Origin of the sequence: Agrococcus sp. KRD186 (assembly GCF_017168255.1) — a bacterium.
Classification (GTDB): Bacteria; Actinomycetota; Actinomycetes; order Actinomycetales; family Microbacteriaceae; genus Agrococcus.
The window spans coordinates 1918813-1940231 of the sequence record NZ_JABFAP010000001.1 but is presented as its reverse complement, the minus strand read 5'-3'; the positions used below and the strand labels follow the sequence as shown (position 1 = coordinate 1940231).

Genomic DNA, 21419 nt, shown 5'->3' with positions numbered 1-21419 from the left:
GCTCGAGCGCTCAGCTGAGCTGCGTGCGCTCGACCCACTCGAGGTACTCGTCGGTGACGCCGCCGGTGACGTACTCGCCGGTGAAGCACGACAGGTCGAGGCCCTCGATCGACGAGCCGTCCAGGATGGCCTTCTGCAGGTCCTCGACCTCCTGGTAGACCAGGAAGTCGCTGGCGAGCGCCTCGTTCACCTGCGGGATCGTGCGGCCGGATGCGATGAGCTCGGCGCGCGAGGGCATGTTGATGCCGTACACGTGCGGGTAGCGCACCGGGGGAGCGGCCGAGGTGAAGGTGACCGAGTTGGTGCCGACCGAGCGCATCATCTCGACGATCTCGCGGCTGGTGGTGCCGCGCACGATCGAGTCGTCGACGACCAGCACGTTCTTGCCGCGGAACTCGCTCTCGAGCGCGTTCAGCTTCTGCTTCACCGACTTCTTGCGAGCGGCCTGCCCGGGCATGATGAAGGTGCGGCCGACGTAGCGGTTCTTGTAGAAGCCCTCGCGGTACTCGATGCCGAGTCGCCGCGCGACCTCCATGGCTGCCGGGCGGGAGGAGTCCGGGATGGGCATCACGACGTCGATGTTGCCCGCGGGCGTGTACTGCGCGATCGTGTCGGCCAGCCGCTCGCCCATGCGCAGGCGCGACTCGTAGACGTTGATGCCGTTCATCACCGAGTCGGGGCGGGCGAGGTAGACGTACTCGAACGAGCAGGGCATCAGCACCGGGCTGTCGTGGGTCATCTCGGTGATCAGCTCGCCGTCGGGCGCGATGAAGATCGCCTCTCCCGGCCTGACGTCACGCTCGAGCGTGAAGCCCGAGCCGGTCAGGGCGACGGACTCGCTGGCCACCATCCACTCGGTGCGGCCCTTGGTGCTGCGGCGCGAGCCGAGCACGAGCGGCCGGATGCCGAAGGGGTCGCGGAAGGCGAGCATGCCGTACCCGGCGATCAGCGCGATGACGCCGTAGGAGCCCTGGATGCGCTCGTGCACGCGGCGCACGGCGGTGAAGACGCGGTCGGCGTCGAGCGCACCGGTGGCGACCAGCGTCTGCAGCTCGGAGCCCAGCACGTTCACGAGCATCTCGGTGTCGCTGCCGGAGTTCACGTGCCGGTGGTCGACGGTGGCGAGCTCGCGCTCGAGCTCGCGCGAGTTCGTCAGGTTGCCGTTGTGCACCAGCACGATGCCGTAGGGCGCGTTCACGTAGAACGGCTGCGCCTCGAGCTCGTTCTCGGCCTCGCCGCGGGTCGCGTAGCGCACGTGGCCGAGGCCGAGATGGCCGAGCAGCGCGCGCATGTCGCGGGTGCGGAAGGCCTCGCGCACCTGGCCCTTCGCCTTCTTGACGTGGATCGAGCGCCCATCGGCGGTCGCGATGCCGGTGGAGTCCTGCCCGCGGTGCTGCAGCAGCGCGAGCGCGTCGTAGACCTGCTGGTTGACGCTCGAGTCGGAGACGATGCCGACGATGCCGCACACAGGCGAGCTCCTTCTGTCGTGGGGCTGACGACCCAGCCTATCGAGCAGGACGTGCGGGCGGATGCGTCGGGTCACCCACCGAATGGTCAGGCAAGGGGAGCATCGTGGTCGCCATGCAACCCGACACGGAATCCATCAAGCATCTGCCCGAGCAGCAGCAGGAGTGGCCCGGACGGACCGACGCGCTGCACCCGGTGCCCGATCACGGCGAGACCAGCTACACCGGCCGCGGCCGGCTGGAGGGCAAGCGCGCCCTCGTCACCGGCGGCGACTCCGGCATCGGCCGCGCCACCGCCATCGCCTTCGCGAAGGAGGGCGCCGACGTCGCCATCGCCTACCTGCCGCAGGAGCAGGATGACGCCGACGAGACCGGACGCCAGATCGAGGCCGCCGGCCGCCGCGCGCTGCTCGTGCCCTGCGACCAGCGCACCGAGCAGGCCAACATCGATCTGGCGAAGACGGTGACGGATGCGTTCGGCGGGCTCGACGTGCTCGTCAACAACTCCGGCTACCAGATGGCGCAGGACGGCCTCGAGCACATCTCCGACGAGCAGCTGCGGCAGACGTACGAGACGAACATCTTCGGCATGTTCTTCCTGACGAAAGCGCTGCTGCCGCACCTGGGGGAGGGCGCGAGCATCGTCAACTGCGCGTCGATCCAGGCCTTCGAGCCGTCGGAGACGCTGCTCGACTACGCCTCGACGAAGGCGGCGATCAACAACTTCACGGTCAACCTGGCGGCGCAGCTCGGCGAGCGCGGCATCCGCGTGAACGCCGTCGCCCCTGGCCCGATCTGGACACCGCTGCAGCCGGCCACGAAGCCGAGCGTGAAGGACTTCGGCATGAACGCGCCGCTGGGCCGCCCCGGCCAGCCGATCGAGGTCGCGACCGCGTTCGTCTACCTCGCCAGCGACGAGGCCAGCTACGTCTCCGGCACCGTGCTCGGCGTCACCGGCGGCAAGCCGGTCTTCTAGCTGCGCGCCTGCCCGAGCCGCGCCCCGGTTCGCGATCCGCCTGAGTGTTGCGTCCGGGGTCAGGCCGCGACGCGCTCCCGGGCCGCCGTGAAGGCGGCGACCGCCCGGTCGACGTCGTCGTCCGAGTGGGCGGCCGAGAGCTGCACGCGGATGCGCGCCTCCCCGCGGGGCACGACGGGGAACGAGAACGCCGTGACGTAGACGCCCTCGGCGAGCATCGCATCCGCCATGTCCGCCGCGAGCCGCGCGTCGTGGAACATCACCGCGACGATCGGGTGCTCGCCGGGCAGCAGCTCGAAGCCCGCCGCGTCCATGCCCTCGCGGAAGCGCGCGGTGTTGCGCTGCAGCGTCTCGCGCAGCTCGCCAGCGCCCTCGACCAGGTCGAGCGCGGCGATCGAGCCGGCCACCACCGAGGGCGCCAGCGCGTTCGAGAACAGGTAGGGGCGCGAGCGCTGCCGCAGCAGGTCGACGATCTCGACGCGCGCGGCGATGTAGCCGCCGGAGGCGCCGCCGAGCGCCTTGCCGAGCGTGCCGGAGATGATGTCGACGCGGTCCTGCACGCCGGCGAGCTCTGGCGTGCCGGCGCCGGTCGCGCCGGTGAAGCCGGCCGCATGCGAGTCGTCGACCATCACCATCGCGTCGTAGCGCTCGGCGAGGTCGCAGATCGCGCCCAACGGCGCCAGATAGCCGTCCATCGAGAAGACGCCGTCGGTGACGATGAGGCGACGGCGGGCGCCGGCGGCCTCCTGCAGCCGCGCCTCGAGCTCGGCCATGTCACGGTTCGCGTAGCGGTAGCGGGCCGCCTTCGACAGCCGGATGCCGTCGATGATCGAGGCGTGGTTGAGGGCGTCCGAGATGACGGCGTCGTCGGCGCCCAGCAGCGTCTCGAACAGGCCGCCATTCGCGTCGAAGCAGGAGGAGTAGAGGATGCACGCCTCCTGGCTGAGGAACGACGCGAGCCGCCGCTCGAGCTCGAGGTGCTGCGTCTGCGTGCCGCAGATGAAGCGCACCGATGCCATGCCGAAGCCCCAGTCGTCGAGCGCGGCCTTCGCCGCCGAGACGATCGCCGGGTGATCGGCGAGGCCGAGGTAGTTGTTGGCGCAGAAGTTCAGCACCTGCCGGCCGTTCGCCGTCACGGTCGCGGCCTGGGGCGAGTCGATCGGCCGCTCGCGCTTGGTGAGGCCCGCGGCCTCGATCTCGGCCAGCTCGTCGGCGATGGAGTCACGGATGGAGAACACGGGTCAGGCTCCCTGGGTGTCGGTGCTGGTGAAGTCGAGGATGACCTTGCCTGCGGCGCCCGAGCGGGCCCGTTCGAAGGCGCCCTCCCAGTCGGCGAAGGCGAAGCGGTCGGTGATGATGGGGGAGATGTCGAGGCCCGACTGCGCCATCGCGCTCATCGCGTACCAGGTCTCGAACATCTCACGGCCGTAGATGCCCTGGATGGTCAGCATGTGCGAGACGACCTTGCTGAAGTCGAGCTCGATCGGCGCCGACGGCAGCCCGAGCATCGCCATGCGGCCGCCGAAGTTGAGGTTCTCGATGATGCCCTTGAGCGCGGCGGGGGCGCCCGACAGCTCGAGCGCGACGTCGAAGCCCTCGGTCATGCCGAGTTCGCGCTGCACGTCGCGGATCTCCTGCTCGCGCGGGTTGAGCGCCCGGAAGCCGAGCGAGCGGGCGAGCTCGAGCCGCGCCTCCGACAGGTCGGTGACGACGATGTGGCGGGCGCCGACGTGCCGTGCGACCATCGCGGCCATCAGCCCGATCGGGCCGGCGCCGGTGACCAGCACGTCCTCGCCCACGACCGGGAACTTCAGCGCCGTGTGCACCGCGTTCCCGAAGGGGTCGTAGATGCCGAACACGTCGAGCTGCTGCGCCGTGGCGCTCGCGGCCGTCACGCCCGGGTGCACCCAGACGTTCGTCGCCGGCAGCACCACGTACTCGGCGAAGCAGCCGTCGCGCTGCACGCCCAGGTTCGAGGTGCGGATGCACAGGTGCCGGCGCCCCGCGCGGCAATTGCGGCAGTGGCCGCACACGACGTGCCCCTCGCCACTCATCAGCTGCCCGACGACGTAGTCGGTGACGCCCTCGCCGACCTCCACGATCTCGCCGCAGAACTCGTGCCCGACGGTCAGATCGGGCTGCACGGCCGACTGGGCCCACGCATCCCACGCATCGATGTGCAGGTCGGTGCCGCAGATGCCGGCGCGCAGCACGCGCACCTTCACATGGCCTGGCGGGGTTGCGGGCTCGGGGATCTCGATCAGCTCGAGTCCCGGCTTGCCTCGGGTCACGAGTGCATGCACGGAGGTCTCCATCGACGGGGTGGTGGGTGTGCCACGGCCATCCTGCCACCAGAACTCAACGTCTCAGGTGGTGGTATGCCGCATGGTGTGCGCCGAACCAGCACCTCGCACGTTGAGATCGAGGCACCGCAGGCTCGGTACCCTGGGAACATGACCGATCCGTATGCCTCCGCCGGCGTCGACACCGAAGCGGGCGACCGCGCGGTGGAGCTCATGAAGGCGGCCGTCAGCCGCACCCACGGGCCGGGCGTGCTCGGCGGCTTCGGCGGCTTCGCCGGGCTCTTCGACCTCTCGGCAGCGGGCTCCTACGCGAAGCCGCTGCTGGCCACCTCCACCGACGGCGTCGGCACGAAGATCGCGCTCGCGCAGGCGATCGACAAGCACGACACCATCGGCCAGGATCTCGTCGGCATGGTCGTCGACGACATCATCGTGGTGGGCGCCAAGCCGCTGTTCATGACCGACTACATCGCCACCGGCAAGGTCGTGCCCGAGCGCATCGCCGACATCGTGCGCGGCATCGCCGAGGCCTGCGCCGCCACCGGCACCGCGCTGGTCGGCGGCGAGACGGCCGAGCACCCGGGCCTCATGCAGCCCGACGACTACGACGTGGCGGGTGCCGCCGTCGGCATCGTCGAAGCGGATGCGGTGCTGGGCGCCGAGCGCGTGCGCTCCGGCGACGTCGTGGTGGCGATGGCCTCCTCCGGGCTGCACTCGAACGGCTTCAGCCTCGTGCGCCACATCCTCGCCGAGCGCAGCATCGCGCTCACCGACCGCGTCGACGAGCTGGGCGGCGTCGCCGCCGAGGTGCTGCTCGAGCCGACCCGCCTCTACACCTCCCCGCTGCTGGGCATGCTCGAGGCTGGCCTGGGCATCCGCTCCATCTCGCACGTGACCGGCGGCGGCATCGCCGCCAACCTCGCGCGCGTGCTGCCGCAGCAGCTCGCGGTCGAGATCGATCGCGCCGGCTGGCAGGTGCCGGAGGTCTTCGATGCGCTGGCGCAGCTGGGCGGCTTCCCGCTCACGGACGCCGAGGGCACCTGGAACCTCGGCCTCGGCATGCTCGTGGTCGTCGACGAGGCCGACGCGGCCGGCGTGATCGCCGCGAGCGAGGCCGCCGGCATCCCCGCCCGGGCGGTGGGCGGCGTGCAGGATGCGCCCGCCGACTTCGCCGGCTGGGTGCGCGGCGCCAAGGGCGTCGACGGCGGCGCCGTGCGCCTGAGCGGCACGTACCGCTGACGCGTCGCTGGCGCTGACGCACCACTGCCGCTGACGGCGTTCCACCGATGCCGCGGCTTGTGGGCAGGCGTCCAGGTTGCTCGGACCGGGGCGGCGTACGGTGGCAGGCGGCAGGAGCAGGACCCGGATGACGATCTCGAGGCAGGAGGTGCGGGATGCAGTCCGACCCCGACCGCTTCCGGCCCCGTGATCGGGCCGGTGACGGCGCGGTCTCCGAGCAGTCGCCCCCGCAGCCGCAGCAGCAGCACGAGTCGGCGTTCGGCGCGAGCTACGCCCAGCCCCAGCATGAGCAGGCGCAGCACGCGCAGCCGCAGCAGGAGCAGCTGCCGTACGCGCAGCTGCAGTACGCGCCGCCGCAGCAGAGACCATCGCAGCCCGCGCAGCCCCACTACGCGCCACCCCGGTACGCGCTGCCCCCGTATGTCGCGCCGCACTACGCCGTCGCCTTCGACGCCCGCGACGCACCGCTCATCCACCCGGCCGCCGCGCAAGCCTCGAACGTCACCCCCTACGGGGTGCCCGTCTACCAGGCGCCCGGTTTCGGCTTCGTGCCGCAGCCCTCGCGCGGACTGTCGATCACCGCGCTCGTGCTCGGGCTCTGCTCGGTGGTCTTCGCCTGGATCTTCGTGGTGGTGCCGATCATCGGCATCGTGTTCGGCTTCCTGGCGCTCAGGCGCGAGCCGAGCGGCAAGGCGATGGCGATCGTCGGCCTGGTGACCTCCGGGCTCGGTCTCGTGTGGGTGCTGCTGTTCTACCTGCTGCCGCTGATCGCCTTCCTCAGCGCGGTCGTCTTCGCAGCCGGCGGCCCCTGACGCGCCGCGAGTCGCGGCAGGATCCAGCACACTCCCGGCGCCGAGCGCCTAGGCTCGTGGGGACGCGGCACGCGTCCCCTGCACCCGGCTTCCATCACGCGAGGACCTTCATGACCTACACGCCCCCCGAGCAGCCCGCTCAGCAGCCCGACCCGGCCGGCGGCTACCAGCCCGCGGGGTCCGCCGGCGGCTACCAGTCGTACCAGCCGGCCGGCCAGGCCTACGGCAACTACGCAGCCACCACCTCGACGAGCAAGAAGCTCTCGATGTGGGGCCTCATCCTCGGCATCTCGAGCTTCATCATCCCGATCTTCCTGAACGCCATCGCCGGAGCGGTGCTCTCGGGCATCGGCCTGGCGAAGGAGCCCGCCGCCAAGACCATGGCCATCTGGGGCCTCGTGCTCTCGATCCTCGGCTTCATCTGGAACATCGTCTTCTGGACCGTCGTGATCCCGCTCATCATCCTGGCCGCGTTCGCGGCGTCGGTGGGCGAGATCAACTACTGAGCCGCACGCACCGCACGTACGCGAACGGCCCGCCGACCGGCGGGCCGTTCGTCGTCTCGTGACGGATGCGCGTGGCCGCGCCAGGCGCATCCGTCAGCACTCGATGAACGCCACGGCCAGGCCGCCGAGCGCCGTCTCCTTGTACTTGTGGCTCATGTCGGCGCCCGTCTGCCGCATCGTCTCGACGGCGGTGTCGAGCGAGACGTAGTGGGTGCCGTCGCCCTGCTGGGCCATGCGGGCGGCATTGATCGCCTTGACGCTCGCCATCGCGTTGCGCTCGATGCAGGGGATCTGCACCAGCCCCTTGATCGGGTCGCAGGTGAGGCCGAGGTTGTGCTCGATGCCGATCTCTGCGGCGTTCTCGATCTGCTCGGGGGTGGCGCCCAGCACGGCCGCGAAGCCGCCGGCGGCCATCGCGCAGGCCGAGCCCACCTCGCCCTGGCAACCGACCTCGGCGCCCGAGATCGACGCGTTCGACTTGATGATGATGCCGATCGCACCGGCCACCAGCAGGAAGCGCACCTGCCACGACAGCTCGTCGTCGACGCAGTTGGCAAAGCGGTCGGCGTAGTGCATGACGGCGGGGATGATGCCGGCGGCGCCGTTCGTCGGAGCGGTCACGACGCGGGCGCCGGCGGCGTTCTCCTCGTTGACGGCCAGCGCGTAGAGGTTCACCCACTCCATGCCCTCGAGCAGGTCGGGGCGGCCCTGCTTGGGCGCGGCGTCGCGGTCGAGCAGCTTCGCATGCCACTCCTTCGAGCGCCGCTTCACATCGAGCCCGCCCGGCAGCACGCCGGGGGTGGCGATGCCGTGCTCGACGCACTCCTGCATGACCTCCCAGATGCGCTCGAGCTGCGCGATGGTCTGCTCGCGCGGGCGCCAGGCGGTCTCGTTCTCGAGCATCAGCTCTGCCACCGACATCCCGGTCTCGCGGCAGAGCGCCACCAGCCGGTCGCCGGTGGTGAAGGGATGCGCGACCGGGTGCAGCTGCTCGGCCGGTGCGGGCACCGGCGAGAGCACGTCGCCCTCGTCGTGCCGCATGACGAAGCCGCCGCCGATCGAGTAGTAGCCGGCGGTGGCGATGGTGTCGTCGGATGCGTCGTAGGCGGTGATGCGCAGCGCGTTCGGGTGCTCGCGGCGCACGGTGAGGGGCCGGAAGACGAACACTTTCGCCTCGTCGAACGGCACGGTCAGCCGGCCGCCGAGGGAGAGCTCGCCGGACTCGCGGATCTGCGCGAGCGTCGCCGTGATCTGCGGCGTCTCGACGGTGTCGGGTGCGAGGCCTGCCAGGCCGAGCATGATCGCCGTGTCGGTGCCGTGCCCGGAGCCGGTGGCGCCGAGCGAGCCGAGCAGGTCGACGCGCAGCCGCACGACATCGCCGAAGCGACCGGAGGCATCCACCTGCCCGACGAAGTCGAGCGCTGCCCGCATGGGGCCGACGGTGTGCGACGAGGAGGGGCCGATGCCGATCTTGAACAGGTCGAGCACCGACAGCGACTCGAACACCGGTGCGGTGGTGGTCGCGTGCGACCCGATCTCGGTGGGCTCTGCGCCCTGCCCGTTCGTGATGGATGCGTGCGAGGTCACGATCAGCTCCTTCGCGTGAAAGCGCCCGGAGCCGATGGTGTCAGCTCAAGCGGTGCGGCCCGTCTGGTACTCGTCAGCGTAGTCGTCGTCCTCCGACTGGACGTCGGCGTAGTCGGCCCACTTGTCGAGCTGCGCGGTGTCCGTGGATCCGCCGAGCTCTGACTGGAGCGCGTTGTAGTTGACGTCCGGGCTGTACGACTTCAGCTCACGCGCGATCTTCGTGTGCTTTGCCTTCTGGCGACCACGACCCATGCTGGACCCCCTTGCTGCTGGCGCCGGCGCTGTGACCGACGAACGATGGGAGAACTTCCTCTAACAAGTCCAACCTCGATCATATCATCGAGCCTGTCCATCGGCTGTGCCCGGGCATCGCATGTGGACAGCGTTGCGATTCGCTCAGATCGCGACCGCCGGCACCAGCAGGGCGCCGAGCAGCAGGCCGAGCGCCGCGGCGAAGGCACCGCCGACGACCGTCACCGCGATCGTCGCGAGCGCGTGGCCGCCGCGCCGCCGCTCGAGCTGCTCGACCGCCTGGATCGCGAAGGCCGAATAAGTGGAGAGGCCGCCGCAGAAGCCCGTCACCAGGATGGCGCGCCAGGTCTCGTCCAGCGGCAGCAGGCTCGCGCCGAACCCGGCGATCAGGCTGGCGACCAGGTTCACCGCGACGGTCGCCCGCACGGGGCGATCGCCGGCGAGCGCGCCCGCGAGGAAGCGCACGGCGGCGCCCAGCCCGCCCGCGATCGCGATGCCCAGCAGCTCGAGCGCGCTCACGCGGCCCTGCCCCTCGCCAGCCGGTGGCCGAGCGCGAGGCCGCCCCAGGCGGCCAGCAGGCAGAGGGCGAGCATGCCGAGCGCGAGCAGGATGCCCGGCAGCGCCGGGATGATGGTCGCGAAGCCGCCGGTGCTGGCTGCGGCGGTCACGCTCGCGACCGCCACCGCGCTGAAGGTGGTGAAGCCGCCGAGCACCCCTGCGCCGATGCCGTGCCGTACCCAGGCGGGAGCGTCGGCGAGCGCCGCCACCGAGACGCCCAGCAGCGCCGAGCCGAGCGCGTTGACGGCGAGCAGCAGCCACCACTCCGGGATCGCCTCCTGCAGCAGCGCTCGCGCCGCCGTGCCGAGTGCGCCGCCGACCAGCACGGCGAGCACGGATCGCAGCAGCATCCGCCCAGCGTAGCCCGCCCGGGCCGCGCCACCGGACGCATCCGCCGGCCGGGCTCGCCCGAAGGCTTGACATTGACGTTGCGTCAACCTCTAGCGTCGTGCTCATGGAGTGGTCGATCCAGCGCATCGCGAAGCTCGCCGGCGTCTCGAGCCGCACACTGCGGCACTACGACGCCGTCGGCATCCTGCACCCTGCCCGCACCGATGCGGGCGGCATGCGCTGGTACGACGAGGCATCACTCAGTCGCCTGCAGCGCATCCTGCTGCTGCGCGGACTGGGTGTGGGGATCCCAGCGATCGCCGCGAGCCTCGAGCGCGCATCCGACGAGGAGGCGCTCGCGGCGCACCTCGTCGACCTCGAGCGTGAGGCCGATCGCGTCCACAGGCAGATCCGCGCCGTCGAGCAGACGCTGCGGGCACGAGAGGAAGGAGCTGCCATGACGGCAGAGGAAGCGCTCGACGGGTTCGATCAGAGCCAGTACGAGCAGGAGGTGACCGAGCGATGGGGTGCCGCTGCGTGGAAGCGCGGCCAGGACTGGTGGAAGGGCATGTCCGACGAGGGCAGGCAGGCGTTCGGCCAGGAGCACCTCGACATCGCGGCAGGCTACGCCGCAGCGCGCGAGGAGGGCGAGAGCGTCGACTCCGACACGGTGCAGGCGCTCGTCGAGCGGCACTACCGCTGGGTCGGCGCCGGCTGGCAGCGCGAGCCCGAGCTCGAGGCCTTCGCGGGCCTGGGCGAGATGTACGTCGCCGACGAGCGATTCGCCGCCAACTACGGCGGCACCGAGGGCGCGGCGTACGTGCGCGACGCCATCCAGGCGTTCATCGCGACGCGGCGCCGGTAGCCGGACCTCGCGCGGATCGGGGGACCCGTTCGAACGGGTCCCCCGATCCCGGCAGGGTCCAGCGGCGAGGACCCCCGCGCGAGTGGGAGGATGCACGCGTGCATCTGCTCTCGCTCGCCAGCATGAAGAACAAGGCGCTCGTCGCGCTCGTGACCATCTGCATCGCGATCTTCGGCGGCGTGGCGCTGTCGAGCCTGAAGACCGAGCTCACGCCAGAGCTCGAGCTGCCGGCCGTCGTGGTGATGTCGACCATGCAGGGCGCGAGCCCCGAGATCATCAGCGCCGACGTCACCGGGCCCATCGAGCGGGCGGTGCAGTCGGTGCAGAGCCTCGAGGGCACCAGCGGCACCTCCTCCACCGGCTCGAGCGTCGTGGTCGCGCAGTTCGCGTACGGCGTGAACATGGCCACCACCGAGCAGCGGGTGCAGCAGGCCGTCAACCGCATCGCGAGCCAGTTGCCCGAGGGCGTCGAGCCCACCGTGCTCACCGGCTCGATCGCCGACTTCCCGGTGCTGCAGCTGGCCGTGACCGGCGGCGACGACACCGCCGCGCTGGTCGACAGGATCGAGACCATCGCGGTGCCGCAGCTCGAGCGCACCGAGGGGGTGCGCGCGGTGCAGCTGCAGGGTGCCCCCGGCCAGCGCATCACCATCAGCCCCGACGACGAGGCGCTCACGGCGGCGGGGCTGTCGCGGCAGAGCATCCGCGACGCGATCGACCAGCACGGGCAGCTGCTGCCCGGCGGCACCGTCGACGACGACGGCCAGACGCTCAGCGTGCAGATCGGTGAGCGGCTCGGCTCGGTCGACGACGTGGCGAGCCTGCCGCTGACGGGCGGCAGCGCCGCCGAGGGCGAGCCGGGCGCCGGCGTTCCGGGCGGCACCGCCGGTGGGGAGCCGGGCACCGCTGCCCCGGGCGGCGCTGCCGGCGAGACGATCACGATCGGCGACATGGCCGAAGTCGCCCTCACCGAGGATCCCGTCACCTCCGTCGCGCTCGTCGACGGCCAGCCCTCCATCACGCTGTCGATCACCAAGACGCAGGCCTCGAACACCGTCGACGTCTCGCGCGCGGTGCACGAGCTGCTGCCGGCGATCCAGGCGGAGCTCGGCGACGACGTCACCATCACGACGATCCTCGATCAGGCCCCTTACATCGAGCACTCGATCGAGGCGCTCGCGGTCGAGGGCGTGCTGGGCCTGGTGTTTGCGGTGCTCGTGATCCTGATCTTCCTGTGGTCGCTGCGCTCGACGATCGTCACCGCCATCTCCATCCCGATGTCGGTGCTGATGACGTTCATCGGCATGTGGGGCGCCGGCTTCTCGCTCAACGTGCTCACGCTCGGTGCGCTCACCATCTCGATCGGCCGCGTCGTCGACGACTCGATCGTGGTGATCGAGAACATCAAGCGCCATATGGCCTTCCAGGCCTCGAAGGCGAAGGCGATCCTGGATGCGGTGCGAGAGGTCGCGGGCGCGATCACCGCGTCGACGGTCACCACCGTCATCGTGTTCCTGCCGCTTGCGTTCGTGAGCGACATCACCGGCGAGCTGTTCCGGCCCTTCGCGCTCACCGTGACGATCGCGCTGCTGTCGTCGCTGGTGATCGCGCTGACGATCGTGCCGGTGCTCGCCTCCTGGCTGCTCAAGCGCCCGAAGGAGGCCGTCGAAGGCGAGCGGCTCGCGGCCGAGCGAGCGGCTGCCGAGCTGTCGGCCAGCGCGACTGCCGCGACGCCCACCCGCCGTGGCCTCTTCGGCCGCCGCCGCGCATCCGCACCCGCCCGTGGACCCCTGCGGGATCGGCGGTCCCGTTCTGGCGGGTCCACCGATCTCGAACGGGTCCACAGCGCGGCCGAATCCGGAACCGAACGGGTCGGTGCAGCACCGATCGAGCCCGCCGACCGGCCCGAGCGCAGCGACCGGCTGCGCCGCGCCTACCGGCCCGTGCTGCTGGCGACGCTGCGCAAGCCCTGGCTCGTGCTGGTCGGCGCGCTCGTCGTGCTGGGCGCGAGCGCCGCGGCCGTGCCGCTCATGGCCATCAACTTCCTGGGCGACGACGGCCAGACCACCGTGCAGCTCTCGCAGCAGCTCGAGCCCGGCGCGTCGCTCGAGGCGCAGCTCGACGAGGCCGAGGCGCTCTCCGCCGAGCTGCAGCAGCTCGACGGCGTTGAGACGGTCTCGGCGACCGTCTCCAGCGGCGCCGGCGCGTTCGCCGCCTTCACCGGCGGCGGGGGCGGCAGCTCGGTGACCTACGGCGTCATCGCTGCCGACGGCACCGACATGGAGGCGCTGCGCGCCGCCATCCTCGAGGTCGGCGACGCGGCGGCCGGCGAGGTGACGCTCGGCTCCTCCGGCGGTCTGGGCGGCAGCGACATCACCGTCGAGGTGCAGGCGCCGACGCCCGACGCGCTCGAGGCGGCCACCGCATCCGTCACCGACCGCCTCACCGGCCTCGACGGCGTCGCGCAGGTGACCGACTCGCTCGAGGGCGCGCAGCCGCTCGTGCAGGTCGCCGTCGACCGCGAGCTGGCGGCGAGCCTGGGCCTCAGCGAGGCGGCGGTGTCCGGCCTGGTCGCGCAGGCGATGCAGCCGACGCCCATCGGCGACATCCAGCTCGACGGCTCGCTCGTGCGCATCTGGCTCGACGCCATCGCGCCCGCCTCGACGCTCGACGAGCTGCGTAGCCTCGCGCTGCCGACGCCCGCCGGCCCGCTGCCGCTCTCGGACGTCGCCGAGGTGACCGAGGTCACCGGCCCCGTCTCGATCGCCACCAGCGACGGCAGCCGCACGGCGACCGTCACGGTCACGCCCGACGCGGCGGATGTCGGCGGGGTCTCCGCGAACCTGCAGGCAGCGCTCGACGGGCTCGAGCTCACCGACGGCGCGACGGCCTCGATCGGCGGCGTCGCCACCCAGATCACGGATGCGTTCACCCAGCTCGGGGTCGCGGCCCTGATCGCCGTGCTGCTGGTCTACGTCGTGATGGTCGCCACCTTCAAGAGCCTGCTGCAGCCGTTCCTGCTGCTGGTCTCGGTGCCGTTCGCAGCCACCGGCGCGATCGCCATGCAGCTCATCACCGGGGTGCCGCTGGGCGTCGCCTCGATGGTCGGCGTGCTGATGCTGGTCGGCATCGTGGTGACGAACGCGATCGTGCTCATCGACCTCGTCAACCAGTACCGCGACCGGGGGCTCAGCGTGCGCGAGGCGCTCGTCGAGGGCGCCGAGCGCAGGCTGCGGCCCATCCTGATGACGGCGGCGGCGACGATCTTCGCGCTCGTGCCGATGGCGGCCGGCCTCACCGGCCAGGGCGGCTTCATCTCGCAGCCGCTGGCGATCGTGGTGATCGGCGGCCTCATCTCGTCGACAGTGCTGACGCTCATCGTGCTGCCCGTGCTCTACCTCGTCGTCGAGGGCGCCATCGAGCGGCGCCGCGTGCGCCGCGGCAGCGGCACCCGGGCCGAACGGCGGGGCGAGCTCGCAGCTGCCAGCCGGCGGTGACCGCGCTCCCAGCGGATGCTTGGGGTGCGCTGGTTGGATGAGCACGACCGAGCGTTCCCGCGGTGAAGGAGGCCGAGCGTGCCGGCATTCCTGATCGTCCACGCCGCCCTGCAGGACGGCCGGCTGGATGCGTACCGCCAGCCGCCGACCCTCGACATCGGCGGGCTGCGGGCGCCGCTCGACTGGGGTGACATCACCCTGCACGTGCCAGCCGGCGACCTGCCGGTGACGATCTTCGTGACCCGCGCGAACGGCCAGGTCGAGGGCGCCACCCTCACCGTGCGCGCCCCCGCCGGCACCGGCACACGGCTCACCTTCGTGCCGCCGCTGCAGCCCGGCGGCCGCTCCATGCTGCGCATCGACGGGCAGTGGGCCTCCGACTCCTCGATGCACTACTACGCCGCGCGCGACGCCCGCGTGCTGGCGCAGCCGACGGTGCCGATGCCGCCGCTGCCCGGCGAAGCGCAGGGTCCCGTGGGCGTGCGAGTGGTGAGCCCGGCGGCGCAGCCCCCCGCGGCACCCACGCCGCCGGTCGGCCCGACGCCCGGCTCCACCGGGTCCGTGCCGCAGCAGGTGTCGACCTTCGGCCGCGAGCAGGGCTCGCGCGTCGATCCCGTGCAGTCCGCGACCCGCGCGTCCGCCCCGTCGCCGGTGCAGCCGGCCCGGCTGGCCCAGCCGCCGCATCTCGGGCCCAGGCCGACGCCCGAGGGCGGGCCGACGCATCCGTCGCAGTCACCGTCGTTCGGGCAGCGCGCCGAGCGCGACCTGTACGGCCGCGAGCAGGTCGCCGACCCGCAGCAGCCGCCGCCGATCCCGACGCCGGCCGAGTTCCACCGGCTCGAGCAGGAGGCGCACGACGCGCAGCGGCGCGTCTACGAGGCCTGGAAGGCGCAGCAGCGCGCGCAGGCGGCGCAGCAGGGGCCGAGCCTCGACGACGGTGCACCGCAGCCGATCGGGCTGCAGGCCAACACCGGGCAGGCGCAGCCGGCTTGGTACCCGGATCCCTTCCGGCGAGCGGAGCAGCGCTGGTTCGACGGCCGACAGTGGACCTCGTCGGTGATGCGCGGCGGCGTGCGCGGCCAGGACCAGCCGGGCTGAGCCGGCATCTGCCCCTATCGCGAGGGGGAGCTTTGCCGTAAGGTTGCACGGTCGGCTCGGAACAGACGCGTGTGCGTCACATGGAGTGTCTCCGCGGCCGGATATCCCGCGGGCGATCTCGCGGTTGATCAGTATCCCCGCGATGACTGCGGCACTATCCGCGCGAGCTCGATCTCGCGCGCAATGAAATGCGAGCAATGGCACACAACCACTCGCGCCCTCAGGGCGCCCACCGACCCAACGACCGCGACAGCAGCAGCCGGCCCGGCTCCCGCAGCAAGAATCACCGCGGCTTCCGCGACGAGCAGCCCTCGAAGGGCCGCTGGAACCAGAGCGAGCGGGACAGCCGCCGCGACGGCGGCGCGCAGGGCGGCCGCTCGGGCGCCGGCCGCTCGGGCTCGGGCCGCCCCAGCTCGAGCCGCCCCAACTGGACCCCGCCGGAGGAGCGCAACCGCGATCACCAGCGCGGCTCCTCCTTCCGCACCCGTGGCGGCAGCCATGGCGGCCGTGACCAGCAGGGCGACGACCGCCTGCACCGCGGTGAGCGCCCGCGCGGCTTCGACCGCGCCCGCGACGAGCACAACGGCCGCGGCCGCTCCAGCGCCGCGCCGGTGCGCGGCGAGCGTCGCTTCGACGACCGTCCCCGCCGCGACGAACGCGAGCAGCGCAGCTTCGGCGACCGCCGTGAGCAGGGTCAGCGTCGCTTCGACGACCGCGCGCCGCGCCGCGACGACCGCGAGCAGCGGAGCTTCGGCGACCGTCGCGAGCAGGGCCAGCGCCGCTTCGACGACCGCGCTCCGCGCCGCGACGACCGCGACCAGCGCAGCTTCGACGACCGTCCCCGTCGCGATGACCGCGAGCAGCGCAGCTTCGGCGACCGCCGCGAGCAGGGCCAGCGTCGCTTCGACGACCGCGCGCCGCGCCGCGAGGACCGCGGCGAGCGCCGCTTCGACGACCGTCCTCGTCGTGACGATCGCGCCCCGCGCCGCGATGACCGCGAGCAGCGCAGCTTCGGCGACCGCCGTGAGCAGGGTCAGCGTCGCTTCGACGACCGCGCGCCCCGCCGCGAGGACCGCGGCGAGCGCCGCTTCGACGAGCGTCCCCGTCGCGACGACCGCCGCAGCTTCGACGACCGCCCGCGCCGCGAGGAGCGCCGCGGCTTCGACGAGCAGCCCCGTCGCGACAGCACGTACTACCCCTCCAAGGACTCGAACCCCTTCCAGTCGAAGGACGACGTCGTGCTCGAACGGCTCGAGGCGAAGGCGATCAGCGCCGAGGATGTCGAGGGCGTCTCGTTCGCCGACCTCGGCATCGGCGACAGCATCGCCCGTGCACTGACCGGCATGGGCGCGATCGCGCCGTTCCCGATCCAGGCAGCCACGATCCCCGACGTGCTCGCAGGTCGCGACGTGCTCGGCCGCGGCCGCACAGGCTCCGGCAAGAGCATCGCCTTCGGCGCCCCGATCGTCGAGATGCTGCTGCGCGCCCGCTCCGAGCGCCGCGAGATCGGCCGCGCCCCGCGCGCGCTGGTGCTGGCGCCGACGCGCGAGCTCGCGCAGCAGCTGAACCACACGATCATGACGCTCGGCCGCGAGGTCGGCGTCTTCACGACCGTCATCGTCGGCGGCGTGAAGCAGGATCGGCAGGTCGAGGGCCTGCGCCGCGGCGTCGACGTCGTGATCGGCACCCCCGGGCGCATCGAGGACCTGGTCGAGCAGCGCAAGCTGAACCTCGGCGCGGTCGAGATCGCCGTGGTCGACGAGGCCGACCACATGTGCGAGCTCGGCTTCCTCGAGCCCGTGCAGCGCATCCTGCGTCGCACGAAGCCGGGCAGCCAGAAGCTGCTGTTCTCGGCGACGCTCGACTCCGAGGTGCAGACCATCGTCAAGGAGTTCCTGCCCGAGCCGTCCGTGCACGAGGTGGCCGGCGAGGAGCAGTCGACCTCGACGATCGACCACCAGATCCTCGTCACCGATCGCTACGACAAGGATGCGGTGCTCGAGCAGATCGTCCGCAACCCCGGTCGCATCATCGTCTTCACGCGCACCCGCGCCTACGCCGAGCGGCTCGCCGAGCAGTTCAGCGATGCCGGCATCGCGGCGGTCAGCCTGCACGGCGACCTGACGCAGGCGAAGCGCAACCGCTCGCTCGAGAAGCTCAAGCGCGGCAAGGTCGACGTGCTGGTCGCGACCGACGTCGCCGCCCGCGGCATCCACATCGACGACATCGCGCTCGTCGTGCAGGCCGACCCGCCTGACGAGTACAAGACCTACATGCACCGCTCGGGCCGCACCGGCCGCGCGGGCAACGACGGCCGCGTCGTCACCGTGATCGCCCCGGCGCGCCGCAAGCGCACCCAGCAGCTGCTGGACCGGGCCGAGATCGAGGCGCCGATGATCCCCGTCACGCCCGGCGACGACCTGCTCGACACGCTGACGGCCCCGCCTGCAGCTGCCCCGGCCGACGCGTCCACCGAGCCGACGTCCGCGACCGCGGCACCCGTCGCGACCGACGCGCAGTAGCCGCTCACCGCATCCGCCCCTCACCGCTCGACCCCTTCCGCCCAGCGCGATCCGGTGCACCGGCTCGACGCCGGCGGAGGGGGTCGCTCTGCTTCGTCGAGCGGATGCGGGAGCGTGGCCGCGCGGGCGACTTGCGTTGCGCACGACGCGGCGTAGCGTAAGGGCATGCGCATCGTCGTGATCGGTGGATCGGGGAACGCGGGCTCGGCGATCGTGCGGGCCCTGGGCAGGCGGGGTGCCGATGTCGCCCCGCTGTCGCGGTCGGGCAAGGCCATCGCGGGTGCCGCCGGGCTCAAGGCCGACATCGTCTCCGGCGAGGGCCTCGACGCCGCCTTCGAGGGCGTCGACGTGATCGTCGACTCCTCCAACTCGCGCAACCCGATCGACCCGAAGCCCTTCACGATCGGCGCGCGCAACATCGTCGCCGCGGCCGAGCGCGCCGGCGTGCAGCGGGCCGTCGTGCTGTCCGTCCTCGGCGTCGACGTCTCGAAGCTCTCGTACCATCGCCGCAAGCACGAGCAGGAGCTCACCTACCTGAACTCGGCGCTCGAGGTCTCGGTGGTGCGCGCCGCGCAGTTCCACGAGTGGTCGGTCGACCAGTTCGAGGCCGGCTCGGCGCTCGGCGCCATCCCGGTGGTGCTGGGCGGCCGCATGCAGCCGGTCGCCGTCAGCGAGGTCGCCGAGCTGTGCGCCGAGGAGGCGCTCGACCCCAGCGGCAAGCGCTTCGTCGAGATCGCCGGCCCGCAGGTGCGGCTCTCGCGCGACCTCGCGAAGGCCTGGCAGGCGGCCACCGGCGCCCGCGGCCTGATCGTCAACGGGCCGTTCCCGCCGTCGATGCTCGACTACCTGCGCTCGGGCGCGAACTTCACCGAGCAGCACAAGGGCAGCATCGGCTTCGAGGAGTGGCTCTCGCGCCGTCGCTGAGCCATCCACAGCGAGGCGGCCGGCGGTGAGCCGTGTCGCCGGCTCCGCCTAGGGTGGGATGCGTCATGGACGCGAAGGGGGACGCGTGACGGACGCGCAGCACGACCAGTGGGCACCGACCAGCGACGACGACGCACCGGAGCCGTGGGGCGAGTACGACGCACCCGACGACGGCTGGATGCCGCCCGCCGACGACGACGCGCCGGTGCTCGCCGGCGTCGGGGCGCGTGCCGCGAGGGCGGGAGCCGGCGCGCCCGGCCGCACCGCCTCCCGGCCGCAGCCCGCTCGCGCGCCCGGCATCGCCGCATCCGCCAAGGCCGCCACACCCCTCGAGGCGCTCACCCGGGTGTGGGGCTACGACGCGTTCCGCGACCAGCAGGCCGCGATCATCGACGACGTGGTGGCCGGCCGCGACGCGGTGGTGCTCATGCCCACCGGCGGCGGCAAGAGCCTCTGCTACCAGATCCCCTCGCTCGTGCGCGAGGGCACCGGCGTCGTCATCAGCCCGCTGATCGCCCTCATGCACGACCAGGTCGACGCGCTCGAGCAGCTCGGCGTGCGGGCGGCCTACCTCAACTCCACCCAGTCGATCGACGAGCGCCGCGACGTCGAGCGGCGGCTGCTCGCCGGCGAGCTCGACATGCTCTACCTGGCGCCCGAGCGGCTGCCGGTCGCGCAGAGCCTCCTCGATGCGGCGCCGATCGCGCTGTTCGCCATCGACGAGGCGCACTGCGTCAGCCAGTGGGGCCACGACTTCCGGCCCGACTACCTGCAGCTGTCGGTGCTGGGGGAGCGCTGGCCCGAGGTGCCGCGCATCGCCCTCACCGCGACCGCGACGGTCGAGACCCGTGCCGAGATCGTCGAGCGGCTGGGGCTGCGCGATGCACACGTGTACGTCTCGAGCTTCGACCGGCCCAACATCCAGTACCGCATCGCCCCGAAGCAGGATGCGAAGGCGCAGCTGCTGCGCATCATGCGCGACGAGCACCCGGGCGCGACCGGCATCGTCTACTGCCTCTCGCGCAAGTCGGTCGAGTCGACCGCCGAGTGGCTGCGGGCGCAGGGCATCGACGCGCTGCCGTACCACGCCGGCCTCGACGCGGCCGTGCGCGGGGCGAACCAGCAGCGGTTCCTGCGCGAGGACGGCGTCGTGATGGTCGCCACGATCGCCTTCGGCATGGGCATCGACAAGCCCGACGTGCGCTTCGTCGCGCACCTCGACCTGCCCAAGTCGATCGAGGGCTACTACCAGGAGACCGGCCGCGCCGGCCGCGACGGCGAGGCCTCGACCGCCTGGCTCGCCTACGGGCTGCAGGACGTCGTGCAGCAGCGTCGCATGATCGCCGACGGGGTCGGCGACGCGCAGCGCAAGCGCAACCAGACCATGCACCTCGACGCGATGCTCGCGCTGTGCGAGACGGTCGAGTGCCGCCGCGTGCAGCTGCTCGCCTACTTCGGCCAGCCCAGCGAGCCCTGCGGCAACTGCGACACCTGCCTGACCCCGCCCGACTCCTACGACGGCACCGTGCCGGCGCAGAAGCTGCTCTCCACCATCGTGCGGCTGCAGCGCGAGCGACGGCAGGCCTACGGCGCCGGGCACCTGGTCGACATCCTCGTCGGCGGTGACACCGAGCGCATCCGCCGCTTCGGCCACGACCAGCTCGCCACCTACGGCATCGGCGCCGACCTGCCCGCCACCCAGTGGCGCGGCATCGTGCGGCAGCTGCTCGCGCAGGGGCTGCTGCAGGTGCAGGGCGAGTACGGCGTGCTGGCGATGACGGATGCCTCTGCCGCAGTCCTCGCGGGCGAGCGCGAGGTGCGCTTGCGGCACGAGACGAAGGCACCGGCGAAGGCGGCGAAGCGCTCGGCGTCGACGCTGCAGCTCGACGACGCCCAGCAGGTGCTCTTCCAGGCGCTGCGCTCGTGGCGCGCGGCGACGGCGAAGGAGCAGTCGGTGCCGGCGTACGTCGTCTTCAACGACAAGACGCTGGCGGCGATCGCCGAGCGCAAGCCCGCGACGCTCGTCGAGCTCTCGACCGTCTCGGGCGTCGGCGAGTCGAAGCTCGAGCGCTACGGCGATGCCGTGCTGGAGGTGCTCTCCGAGGCATGAGCGAGCGCGTGCGCATCGACGTCTGGATCTGGGCGGTGCGGCTCGTCAAGACCCGAGCCGCCGCGACCGAGGCGTGCCGCGGCGGCCACGTGAGGCTCGGCGGTCAGCCGGCCAAGGCCTCGCAGCAGGTGCGCATCGGCGACGAGGTGCGGGTGCGCATCCACGGCTTCGACCGCATCGTGATCGTCACGCAGCTGCTGAAGAAGCGGGTCGGAGCACCGGCCGCCGCCGAGGCGATCGAGGATCGCTCGCCGCCGCGCCCCTCCGCGATCGATGCCGCGCAGGTGCCGCACCGGCCGAGGGGCGCAGGTCGCCCGACCAGCCGCGAGCGGCGCGAGATCGATAGGCTCCGGGGCCGCGACGGCTGACGCCCG

18 protein-coding genes are annotated in these 21419 nt (G+C 72.1%); 11 read left to right on the top strand and 7 right to left on the bottom strand.

All coding sequences use genetic code 11. The annotated features are described in order from the left end of the window. Positions 1 to 10 precede the first annotated feature (10 nt). A complete protein-coding gene (gene purF, locus J1M46_RS09365) occupies positions 11 to 1468 on the bottom strand; it encodes an amidophosphoribosyltransferase (protein ID WP_206447554.1) in 1458 nt (485 codons plus the stop codon). A 113-nt stretch (positions 1469 to 1581) separates the two neighbouring features. On the opposite strand from purF, the gene J1M46_RS09360 reads away from it, so the two are divergent. Further along, positions 1582 to 2442 (top strand): SDR family oxidoreductase, encoded by an 861-nt coding sequence (locus tag J1M46_RS09360; protein ID WP_206447553.1) that lies wholly within the window; start codon positions 1582 to 1584, stop codon positions 2440 to 2442. Positions 2443 to 2501: 59 nt separating this feature from the next. Here the strand turns inward: J1M46_RS09360 and J1M46_RS09355 are convergent, their stop codons facing one another. Together J1M46_RS09355 and tdh are read right to left on the bottom strand one after the other, a co-directional pair. Continuing rightward, positions 2502 to 3680, bottom strand: a complete 1179-nt coding sequence (locus J1M46_RS09355; RefSeq protein WP_206447552.1) for a glycine C-acetyltransferase — start codon at positions 3678 to 3680, stop codon at positions 2502 to 2504. A gap of 3 nt (positions 3681 to 3683) precedes the next feature. Continuing rightward, positions 3684 to 4745 carry an L-threonine 3-dehydrogenase gene (tdh, locus tag J1M46_RS09350; protein WP_342384336.1) on the bottom strand — a complete coding sequence of 354 codons (1062 nt, stop codon included), beginning with the start codon at positions 4743 to 4745 and terminating at the stop codon, positions 3684 to 3686. A 150-nt stretch (positions 4746 to 4895) separates the two neighbouring features. Here tdh and purM point away from each other — a divergent pair, with 150 nt between their 5' ends. The 3 genes from purM to J1M46_RS09335 all read left to right on the top strand — a co-directional run bounded on the left by purM (position 4896) and on the right by J1M46_RS09335 (position 7302). Next, a complete protein-coding gene (gene purM / locus J1M46_RS09345) occupies positions 4896 to 5984 on the top strand; it encodes a phosphoribosylformylglycinamidine cyclo-ligase (RefSeq protein ID WP_206447550.1) in 1089 nt (362 codons plus the stop codon). A gap of 155 nt (positions 5985 to 6139) precedes the next feature. Next, on the top strand, positions 6140 to 6796 hold the full coding sequence (locus tag J1M46_RS09340) for a DUF4190 domain-containing protein (protein WP_206447549.1): 657 nt from the start codon (positions 6140 to 6142) through the stop codon (positions 6794 to 6796). A 110-nt stretch (positions 6797 to 6906) separates the two neighbouring features. Further along, on the top strand, positions 6907 to 7302 hold the full coding sequence (locus tag J1M46_RS09335) for a hypothetical protein (RefSeq protein WP_206447548.1): 396 nt from the start codon (positions 6907 to 6909) through the stop codon (positions 7300 to 7302). Between the two features lie 93 nt (positions 7303 to 7395). Here J1M46_RS09335 and J1M46_RS09330 read toward each other — a convergent pair whose 3' ends face one another. From J1M46_RS09330 to J1M46_RS09315, 4 genes are all read right to left on the bottom strand, one after another. Continuing rightward, positions 7396 to 8808: an L-serine ammonia-lyase gene (locus J1M46_RS09330; protein ID WP_206448669.1), complete on the bottom strand. Its 1413-nt coding sequence runs from the start codon at positions 8806 to 8808 to the stop codon at positions 7396 to 7398. Positions 8809 to 8934: 126 nt separating this feature from the next. Next, complete coding sequence (locus tag J1M46_RS09325) at positions 8935 to 9141, bottom strand: DUF3073 domain-containing protein (protein WP_206447547.1); 207 nt, start codon at positions 9139 to 9141, stop codon at positions 8935 to 8937. 144 nt (positions 9142 to 9285) lie between these two features. Beyond that, entirely contained in the window at positions 9286 to 9660 is a 375-nt protein-coding gene (locus tag J1M46_RS09320) for a CrcB family protein (protein WP_206447546.1), read from the bottom strand. Further along, positions 9657 to 10049 (bottom strand): CrcB family protein, encoded by a 393-nt coding sequence (locus J1M46_RS09315; RefSeq protein ID WP_206447545.1) that lies wholly within the window; start codon positions 10047 to 10049, stop codon positions 9657 to 9659. Before J1M46_RS09315 ends, J1M46_RS09320 begins: the two co-directional genes overlap by 4 nt. Before the next feature lie 104 nt (positions 10050 to 10153). On the opposite strand from J1M46_RS09315, the gene J1M46_RS09310 reads away from it, so the two are divergent. The 7 genes from J1M46_RS09310 to J1M46_RS09280 all read left to right on the top strand — a co-directional run bounded on the left by J1M46_RS09310 (position 10154) and on the right by J1M46_RS09280 (position 21413). Next, positions 10154 to 10894, top strand: coding sequence for a MerR family transcriptional regulator (locus tag J1M46_RS09310; protein ID WP_206447544.1), 741 nt, complete (start codon positions 10154 to 10156; stop codon positions 10892 to 10894). Between the two features lie 98 nt (positions 10895 to 10992). Further along, positions 10993 to 14391 carry an efflux RND transporter permease subunit gene (locus tag J1M46_RS09305; protein WP_206447543.1) on the top strand — a complete coding sequence of 1133 codons (3399 nt, stop codon included), beginning with the start codon at positions 10993 to 10995 and terminating at the stop codon, positions 14389 to 14391. Between the two features lie 78 nt (positions 14392 to 14469). Continuing rightward, positions 14470 to 15489: a DUF2510 domain-containing protein gene (locus J1M46_RS15805; protein WP_206447542.1), complete on the top strand. Its 1020-nt coding sequence runs from the start codon at positions 14470 to 14472 to the stop codon at positions 15487 to 15489. A 197-nt stretch (positions 15490 to 15686) separates the two neighbouring features. Then, complete coding sequence (locus tag J1M46_RS09295; protein ID WP_206447541.1) at positions 15687 to 18011, top strand: DEAD/DEAH box helicase; 2325 nt, start codon at positions 15687 to 15689, stop codon at positions 18009 to 18011. A 165-nt stretch (positions 18012 to 18176) separates the two neighbouring features. Continuing rightward, the gene (locus J1M46_RS09290) at positions 18177 to 18935 is read left to right on the top strand and encodes an SDR family oxidoreductase (protein WP_206447540.1); all 759 of its coding nucleotides are present in this window, start codon (positions 18177 to 18179) and stop codon (positions 18933 to 18935) included. 58 nt (positions 18936 to 18993) lie between these two features. Beyond that, positions 18994 to 21045, top strand: coding sequence for a DNA helicase RecQ (recQ, locus tag J1M46_RS09285; protein ID WP_446698574.1), 2052 nt, complete (start codon positions 18994 to 18996; stop codon positions 21043 to 21045). Next, positions 21042 to 21413, top strand: coding sequence for an RNA-binding S4 domain-containing protein (locus J1M46_RS09280; protein ID WP_206447539.1), 372 nt, complete (start codon positions 21042 to 21044; stop codon positions 21411 to 21413). The genes recQ and J1M46_RS09280 overlap by 4 nt, the downstream gene beginning before the upstream one ends. Positions 21414 to 21419: the final 6 nt, after the last annotated feature.

Bases quoted from the DNA above. Each gene is read 5' to 3' on its own strand.
- J1M46_RS09360 (WP_206447553.1), top strand. From the start codon at position 1,582: ATGCAACCCGACACGGAATCCATCAAGCATCTGCCCGAGCAGCAGCAG.
- purM (WP_206447550.1), top strand. From the start codon at position 4,896: ATGACCGATCCGTATGCCTCCGCCGGCGTCGACACCGAAGCGGGCGAC.
- J1M46_RS09340 (WP_206447549.1), top strand. From the start codon at position 6,140: ATGCAGTCCGACCCCGACCGCTTCCGGCCCCGTGATCGGGCCGGTGAC.
- J1M46_RS09335 (WP_206447548.1), top strand. From the start codon at position 6,907: ATGACCTACACGCCCCCCGAGCAGCCCGCTCAGCAGCCCGACCCGGCC.
- J1M46_RS09325 (WP_206447547.1), bottom strand. From the start codon at position 9,141: ATGGGTCGTGGTCGCCAGAAGGCAAAGCACACGAAGATCGCGCGTGAG.
- J1M46_RS09315 (WP_206447545.1), bottom strand. From the start codon at position 10,049: ATGCTGCTGCGATCCGTGCTCGCCGTGCTGGTCGGCGGCGCACTCGGC.
- J1M46_RS09310 (WP_206447544.1), top strand. From the start codon at position 10,154: ATGGAGTGGTCGATCCAGCGCATCGCGAAGCTCGCCGGCGTCTCGAGC.
- J1M46_RS09295 (WP_206447541.1), top strand. From the start codon at position 15,687: ATGGCACACAACCACTCGCGCCCTCAGGGCGCCCACCGACCCAACGAC.
- J1M46_RS09290 (WP_206447540.1), top strand. From the start codon at position 18,177: ATGCGCATCGTCGTGATCGGTGGATCGGGGAACGCGGGCTCGGCGATC.
- recQ (WP_446698574.1), top strand. From the start codon at position 18,994: ATGCGTCATGGACGCGAAGGGGGACGCGTGACGGACGCGCAGCACGAC.
- J1M46_RS09280 (WP_206447539.1), top strand. From the start codon at position 21,042: ATGAGCGAGCGCGTGCGCATCGACGTCTGGATCTGGGCGGTGCGGCTC.